This window comes from Arsenophonus endosymbiont of Bemisia tabaci Q2 (genome assembly GCF_902713415.1).
Lineage (GTDB): Bacteria > Pseudomonadota > Gammaproteobacteria > Enterobacterales > Enterobacteriaceae > Arsenophonus.
This window is the reverse complement of the sequence record NZ_CACTIE010000129.1, coordinates 1-7,704: the sequence shown is the minus strand read 5'-3', so window position 1 is coordinate 7,704 and position 7,704 is coordinate 1. Positions and strand designations below refer to the sequence as shown.

Sequence of the window (7,704 nt, the reverse complement as noted above, 5' to 3'; positions counted from 1 at the left end):
ATAGAGTAATTACTTGTAATCATTTTAAAGTCGCCCAGCTATATCAACTCGGATTTATCGATTTTTCGCTGACGCGTAGTCGATGCTTTTGGCTCTATTTGATTAATCCAACGCGATACAGATGCAGAGCCAATCCGAAATTGCTTCGCTGTTTCTCGGATACTCAACCCTTCTTCTTGCATCGTAAATATTACTTTACGTCTAAAATCAATTGAATAGCTCATATAAATAATGTCATCAAAATTAAGTCGCTTAGCTATATTGCCGCAAGATCTGTCTAGAGATTTGCAATAAAATCAACAAGTTCTCTATTCGCCTAAAAAGAAACCTGCGGCAAATAACGAAATATGGCTTGATCCACTTGCCAATTGGACAAAAACCGCATTCGAAAATAATAAACAGAATTTACTACAGGAAGTTTTACTGCAGATTGAACGTACAATGCTTGAATGGGCTTTAATCCATACAAAAGGTCATAAACAAGAAGCAGCTCGCTTACTCGGCTGGGGGAGAAATACTATTACTCGTAAATTGAAAGAATTTAGTATCGAGTAGTAAAAAAGCGCTGAAGTGTACAGCTAGACTATTCTCTGTAACCAACTAAATCACACGTGAAAATTGACGTTGACGCATTTGGTTGCGCAAATAAATATCAAAACACATACATATATTACGAATTAATAATCGGCCTTTAGGGGTAATTTGCAACTGTCTTTGACCAACAATCACCAAACCATCTGCTATCATCGGTTGTAATAACTGTAAATCTGCACAAAAATAATTTTTAAAATCAATCTGATAGCAATCTTCAATTTGACCATAATCTAAATGAAAATTGCAGATCAAAGTTTTGATGACATCACGTCGAATACAGTCATCCTGTGTCAAAGATAAACCTTTCCACAATGCATGTTGATGATTTTTAATGGCCTGATAGTAAGCGCTTAAATCTTTTTGATTTTGTGCATAATGATCGCCTAACATGCTAATTGCTGACACGCCAAGCCCGAGTAGATCACAGTTTTGCTGAGTGGTATAGCCCTGAAAATTACGATGTAAAATCCCATTACGTTGTGCAATAGCCAGTTCGTCGTTAGGTTTAGCAAAATGATCCATACCAATAAATTGATAACCATTTTGTGTTAAGGTGAAAATCGTTTGCTGCAAAATAGCCAGTTTTTGTTCCGCTGTCGGTAAATCTTGCGGTTTTATTTTGCGTTGTGCAGCAAAGAGAGCCGGTAAATGGGCATAATTAAACACACTTAAACGATCAGGCGAAAGGGGCTAATACTCGCTCTAAAGTAAAAGCAAACGTTTCCTCTTTCTGTTCCGGTAAACCATAAATCAAATCGATACTGGTAGAAATAAACCCCGTGTCTCTGGCTCGTTGAATCAAAGCGAAAATAAAATCTTCATCCTGCTGGCGGTTAACTAAATGCTGTACCTGTTTATTAAAATCCTGTACGCCCATACTCAAGCGGTTAAAACCCTCGTAGCGCAAGTGATCAATAACATCCAATTCTATTTCTCGCGGATCAATTTCAATTGATATTTCGGCATGGGTGGCAAAATAAAAATGTGATTTCAACATTGCCAGTAGTTGGCTGATCTGGGATTTACTCAAATAGGTTGGTGTCCCACCGCCCCAGTGCATTTGGGTAACAGTACGATTAGTAAATAATTTCGCTTGTTTTATGATCTCTTTTGCTAAAACCAGCAGATAATTATCTACTTTATGTTTATGACGAGTCACCAACTTATTACAGCCACAGAAATAACACAGCTTATGACAAAACGGAATGTGTACATAAAGAGACAGCGGTCTTTCAGGATAGCGACTGGCAGCAATAGCAAAATCACTATCACTGTAGTGTTGATTAAATTCTAACGCAGTTGGATAAGATGTATATCTGGGCCCAGTATAGTTATATTTTTGAATGAGGGAAAGATCCCAAATAATACCCTGCTCTGACATATTTTTATCCTTCAATAATAACTATCTGCTATCTTATAGCTAGACTCACATTACTGTATTCGCTGCCACTATCTTAACTGATGAGAGATTATCATAAGATGATGTAAATGGAATAATAATCCAATTAACCAAACTATTTAAAATCAGTAATATTGATAATCAAAGATAATTATTGTAATCAAAGATAATTATTGATAAATTATTTATGATTAATCAATAATAAATATTACTATTTTATTAGGTAGTAACAGGCATTTTTACTATTAAATAGTTATGAAACAAACAATGCTTACTTCCCTTTTAAAAGCCGCATAATATTATCTGGTTTATCATCATCTTCTTCGTCATCAAGCTCAATACCAACTATTTTCAGCAAAGTATCAATGCGATCCAATTTACTATCAACATAAGTCATTTCATCTTTGGCCAATTTTTTACCTTCTTCAAGATCAGTTAATAACGCGGCCAGACGTTCATCATTTTCCAATAATAGCAACTCTTCTGCGGGTGATAATATTGATTTTTCTACCTTGTTTATTTTTTGCTTGTTGGTATTTAAGGCTTTTTCTTCTTTAGCATCAATGAGTAGAGGGATCGGTTTCTTACTACCAATGCGCGGATCTTTCTCCATTGATGGATAATTATTATTTTGTGCATTAGATCTTTCTTGATAACGACTACCTGCTATATGGCCGCGCTTTTTTTCTGTTTTTTTCGTTCACGACTGGCTAAATTTAGCGATTCACGATTTTTTTCATCTTATTAGTTGCTTTTTTCTTATGCTCCGACATAACGGGTTTTCTCTCATTGCTGATTTTTAATTCTATATTTAACACAATAATATGATATGTGGATGACTTATACTAGATACGGTAAAATTAGAATAAATAAAAACTTCGGTATAATAATTATCGAAGTAATGTAAATAAATTATTCAGTTATTTATCAATGCTATTACACATCAATCAAAATAATTTTTGCAATAAATAACAGCGAAACAATAACGACTGCCAAACCAATTTCACGCCACCGTCTTGTTGATATTTTTATGACACAGTAAGCAATAAAACCTAACGCGATACCTTCAGTGATGGAAAAACTAAAAGGCATCATAACCGCTTTGATAAAAGCGGGTACTGACTCGGTTAAATCATGCCACGCAACACGTGTTAGACTCGATGTCATAAGACACCAACATAGATCAGTGCGCCAGCTGTTGCATAGGCCGGTACCATACTAGCTAGCGGTGAAATAAAAATTGTTAATAAAAATAGCGCGCCAACCACAATTGTGGTTAATCCAGTACGTCTACCTATCGCAACCCCAGAACTACTTTCAATATAGGCAGTTACTGAAGATGTTCCCATTGCGCTGCCTGCGACCGAACTTAAACTATCAACATCAAGCGCCTGTTTCATCTGCGGAAATTTACCTGTCTTATCAGCCAAACCCGCTTTATCGGTAACACCAATTAAGGTTCCTGAAGAATCAAATAGGTTAACCAGCATGAAAGAGAAAATAATGCCAGACAAAGCAATATCTAGTGAACCAATCATATCAACATGTCCAACAACCGTCATGATGCTAGGTGGTAGCGCAAAAACACCATTATATTGGACATCACCGATAATCATACGAATCAGCGTGGTGATCACAATAGAAAAAAGCACCGCAGCATGAATATTGCGCGCCGCTAACACGACAATGATAAAAAATCCCAAGATCCCCAATAACACATTGGATTGGGAAAAATTACCAATCGCCACCAAGGTATCTGGATTAGCAACAATTATGCCAGCATTTTTCAATCCCATCATGGCAATAAATAAACCAATTACCACTGGTAATACCAACCCGTAAGCTTAAAGGGATATGCGCAATGATCCAGTAGCGAATATGAAAAAGTGTTAAAAGAAATAAACCAACTGTGCTCCCCAGAAAATTGCTCCCATCGCCACTTGCCAGGAATAGCCCATAGCACCAACAACGACAAAAGCAAAAAAGGCATTTAATCCTATCGTAGGCGCAACAGCAACCGGTAAATTGGCGACGAGCCCCATCATAATACCTATACCTAACGCTGCAACCAGGCAGGTAGTGACAAAAACAGCTTTAATATTTATTCCCGGCATTGATAGAATTTGTGGGTTAACAAAAACGATATAAACCATTGTCAAAAACGTCGTCAATCCGGCAATGATTTCTGTTCGAACTATCGTACCATGTTCATGTAATTTAAACATGCGCTGAAGCAGACTCTGTCGTCTGATCGGATCTGTTTTGTTGATATATTTAGCCTAATAAAAAAGTTTTTTTACTCTATCCTACAATAAAATTAATCCAAATAGTTAATTATAAAAAGGAAAAAGGAAAACAATATCTGACATAATTATGCGAATGAATATTCAACACAGTCATTACGTTAAAATAAGACTTCGTGGAATCAAAAAGAGAGCGATATAAATAACAACGAATCAACCACCCATGTTACCAATCTTTCACTTACCTCTAAAAGTCACAAGAAAGAATAACGGACACTAGAACAAACCAACTGATTTGCTTGGCTTGCCTGATAATAGAGCCTGTGACCGATTTTTTTCTAAACGACGTAAGATTTGATTTACTATCAGCTCAAGTGAAAAACACATAATGAAATAGATTAAAGCAACAAATAGAAAAATTTCCATTGGATAAATCATTTCTCGATTATTTATTTGAGTGGCTAAAAATGATAATTCTGCTACTCCCACAATATAAGCCAATGAAGTATCTTTAATTAATGCAATCCACTGATTAATAAAAGAGGGGATCATCATCCGTAACGCTTGTGGCAATATAATATTCCAGAATACCGCCCAACGGGTAAAAGCTAGCGACATCCCCGCTTGCCATTGCCCTTGACCTATAGCCAAAATACCTGCTTTTACTCCATGCGCTAAATAAGCTGATGTGATCAAAGCTAAAGCACAAATTACGGTCGTCAATTCAGGAATATCCGTACCTAGTAAAACAGGTAATAAAAAGTAACTCCAGAAAATTAACATGATGACAGGTATAGCCCGAAAAAAACCTAACACAGCTGCCAGTAAATTTGCCCACCAACCATTTAACATCGCCAATGCAATTCCACCAGCAATACCGAGAAAAATAGAGATACTTCCTGCTAATAAACTTATTAACAGAGTCAGTGCTCCACCTTCTAAAGGGCCATCAGGAAATGTACCAAATAACAGATAGCGCCAATTTTCCGCAATCACTGTAAAATCCATGTTAGTGTCCCTTTATTAATAGACGCTGCTGACGCCATTGTCCCCAAGCTTCCATCAAGGCAATAATGGCAATATAAAGAATTGTCGCCACACCAAACGCCGTAAAGGTTTGTAAACTTTGACTTTCAATGTGACGAGCAACATAAGAAAGCTCAGTAACACCAATTGCCATGGTTAGGGAAGAATTTTTTACAATATTCATATACTGCCCCAATAAAGGCGGCATTGCGATTTTTAGCGCTTGAGGTAAAACCACATAACGCATGGCTTGGCAGCCAGATAAACCTAATGCTAATGCAGCAAATTTTTGTCCTTGCTTTACACCATAAATACCGGCTCTTAATTCTTCAGCAATAAAAGGCGTAGAGTAGAGAGTTAAGGCAATCACACCTGCCAAAAATTCAAATGATGGCCATGCGAGCTTAATATCGAGAATAGCCAGCTGATGGGGTGTATTTAGCCATTGCATAACTGATTCTGGTAATATCGTTCCAGCAGCAAAGTACCAAAAAAAAAGCTGTATTAATAATGGCGTATTACGAAATAGTGAAATATAACTAATTGCTAACCAACGCAAAAATACGGTATGGCTATCTTTAGCAGAAACGACAACAAACCCTAGCAGGGTTGAGGCAACTATGATACAAAATGAGATCCAAATAGTAATTTGTAAGCCCTGCCCAATCCAATCAAGATATTCAGGGGCTAATAGCTGACTAGAGAAAAAATCTTCAAACATTTATGCAACCTATTTATGTTATGATGAAGTACTCATTTAGGTATTTTTATTAAAAATAATATTTTTTACTTCTCTAATGGTGCAAATTTAAAATCACCACGAGATAGTGCTGCTTTAGTTTCTGGACCAAACCAACGATCATAAATTATTTCTGCCTGACCATTTTTTTCTAATTTCAATAAAGTATTATTTACCGTTTTAATTAAATTGGTTTCACCTTTAGCTGCTGCTAATGCCTGATATTCACGTGTAAGACTAAAAGGTGAGATTTCATAATCTGCTTTAATTTTTGCCGGTAAGTTCCCCAATAAACCAATCAGTTTGGCATCATCTTGCGTAATAGCTTGTACATTGCCATTTCGTAATGCAGCAAAAGCAAGCGGGGTGTCATCGTAAGATATTACTTTAGTATTAGGATAGCGTTCACGTAGGGTAATTTCCTGCACGGTTCCTTTATCTGCACCGATACGCAAAGGAATAATATCATTAGCTGTTTTTAATACCCCAATACGTGCGATAAATTTCTGCCCAGTAGCAAAATCAGGAATTGAAAACTCAACTTGCTTAGCACGTTCGTTGGTGATGGTAAAATTAGCCCCAATCAGATCCACTTTACCTGCTGTCAATAGCGGTATTCGATTCGCTGGATTAGTTGGACGCAATACTAATTTAACACCAAAATCTTTAGCAATCGCTTCTGCAATATCAATATCATAACCCACCAATTTTTTAGTTTTAGCATCAATAAAACCAAAGGGAGGATTACTATCAAAAACACCAATACGGATCACACCGGCTTTTTTGATACTTTCCAATTTATCTGCTTTTGCCAACCCGGTAACCAAGGCTAATGTGACAGATAATACAGTTGCAATAAGATTGAATTTCATTTCACTATTACCTTTTACTGTCAATTTTTGTATATCTATGTTTATTCAAGTCAAATTATCAATTCGCAATTAGAACATGAAATAATATAAAAATCTATGGTTATTCCAAAATAGGAATAAGCGTGAGCTAAAAAATAATCATTCAATAATCGCTGAAAAGCGTTTTAATGACCACCCTTAGTTAGCATTTTTTCTACAAAATCCCCACTTAAATGACGGAAATCTTGCCCTTTTAAATAATAGAAAATAAATTCACAAATGTTTTGGGAACGATCACTTATTCGCTCAATAGAGCGCGCACAAAAAAACGCTGTTAATACACTAGGAATAGTGCGAGAATCTTTCATCATATAAGTCATCAGTTGGCGAACAATACCTTCATACTCTTCATCAACCTTTTATCTTATCTTCGAGATAAACGCGAATTGCCGCATCCAGATCCATACGGGCAAATGCATCCAACACATTATGTAACATTTGAATAGTATGCCCGCCTAAAGCTTCCAGACTAACAAGTAACGATTGATGTTGCTCAGAAAACTTTTCCAACGCAACCTCACAAATCTTATCAGCAACATCACCAACTATAGCTAAGCGACTTAATTTTGATTACACCATATTGAGTGCGAACAAAATATCTGTGTCGCATCCCAGCGCTCTTTTTTTGCATTTAGCTTGTGCCCATTTATGTTCAATTGGATTAAGATCTGGCGAATAGGTACGCAAATATTCCATTATATGCCCGGCATCGATGATGACTTGTTGAATACTCTGTTTCTTGTGAAAAGTTGCATTATCCATCATGATTACACTGTTTTTAGGAAGTACTGG

At 36.4% G+C, this 7,704-nt stretch carries 6 protein-coding genes and 5 pseudogenes; 1 reads left to right on the top strand and 10 read right to left on the bottom strand.

Annotated features, from left to right (window positions below; all coding sequences use genetic code 11):
* Positions 1–38 precede the first annotated feature (38 nt).
* The gene (locus ARSQ2_RS07400) at positions 39–224 is read right to left on the bottom strand and encodes an IS630 transposase-related protein (protein ID WP_181994896.1); all 186 of its coding nucleotides are present in this window, start codon (positions 222–224) and stop codon (positions 39–41) included.
* A gap of 196 nt (positions 225–420) precedes the next feature.
* Here ARSQ2_RS07400 and ARSQ2_RS07395 point away from each other — a divergent pair.
* A pseudogene (locus ARSQ2_RS07395) lies at positions 421–555 on the top strand (helix-turn-helix domain-containing protein); the annotation flags it as partial.
* A 45-nt stretch (positions 556–600) separates the two neighbouring features.
* On the opposite strand, the pseudogene hemN reads toward ARSQ2_RS07395, so the two are convergent.
* The 9 genes and pseudogenes from hemN to ARSQ2_RS14835 form a co-directional block, all read right to left on the bottom strand.
* Positions 601–1,975 (bottom strand): annotated as a pseudogene (gene hemN, locus ARSQ2_RS07390) (oxygen-independent coproporphyrinogen III oxidase).
* A 289-nt stretch (positions 1,976–2,264) separates the two neighbouring features.
* A pseudogene (gene yihI / locus ARSQ2_RS07385) lies at positions 2,265–2,728 on the bottom strand (Der GTPase-activating protein YihI); the annotation flags it as partial.
* 201 nt (positions 2,729–2,929) lie between these two features.
* Complete coding sequence (locus ARSQ2_RS12880; protein ID WP_238334388.1) at positions 2,930–3,160, bottom strand: hypothetical protein; 231 nt, start codon at positions 3,158–3,160, stop codon at positions 2,930–2,932.
* A pseudogene (locus tag ARSQ2_RS07380) lies at positions 3,157–4,146 on the bottom strand (NCS2 family permease). Before ARSQ2_RS07380 ends, ARSQ2_RS12880 begins: the two are co-directional and overlap by 4 nt.
* A 366-nt stretch (positions 4,147–4,512) precedes the next feature.
* A complete protein-coding gene (locus tag ARSQ2_RS07375; RefSeq protein WP_181994894.1) occupies positions 4,513–5,244 on the bottom strand; it encodes an amino acid ABC transporter permease in 732 nt (243 codons plus the stop codon).
* Between the two features lies 1 nt (position 5,245).
* Positions 5,246–5,983 carry an amino acid ABC transporter permease gene (locus ARSQ2_RS07370; RefSeq protein WP_181994893.1) on the bottom strand — a complete coding sequence of 246 codons (738 nt, stop codon included), beginning with the start codon at positions 5,981–5,983 and terminating at the stop codon, positions 5,246–5,248.
* A gap of 65 nt (positions 5,984–6,048) precedes the next feature.
* Positions 6,049–6,873, bottom strand: coding sequence for an ABC transporter substrate-binding protein (locus ARSQ2_RS07365; RefSeq protein ID WP_181994892.1), 825 nt, complete (start codon positions 6,871–6,873; stop codon positions 6,049–6,051).
* Between the two features lie 164 nt (positions 6,874–7,037).
* Positions 7,038–7,467 (bottom strand): annotated as a pseudogene (locus ARSQ2_RS07360) (PhoU domain-containing protein); the annotation flags it as partial.
* Positions 7,468–7,482: 15 nt separating this feature from the next.
* On the bottom strand, positions 7,483–7,704 hold a 222-nt coding region (locus ARSQ2_RS14835; RefSeq protein ID WP_181994891.1), incomplete at its 5' end, for a transposase.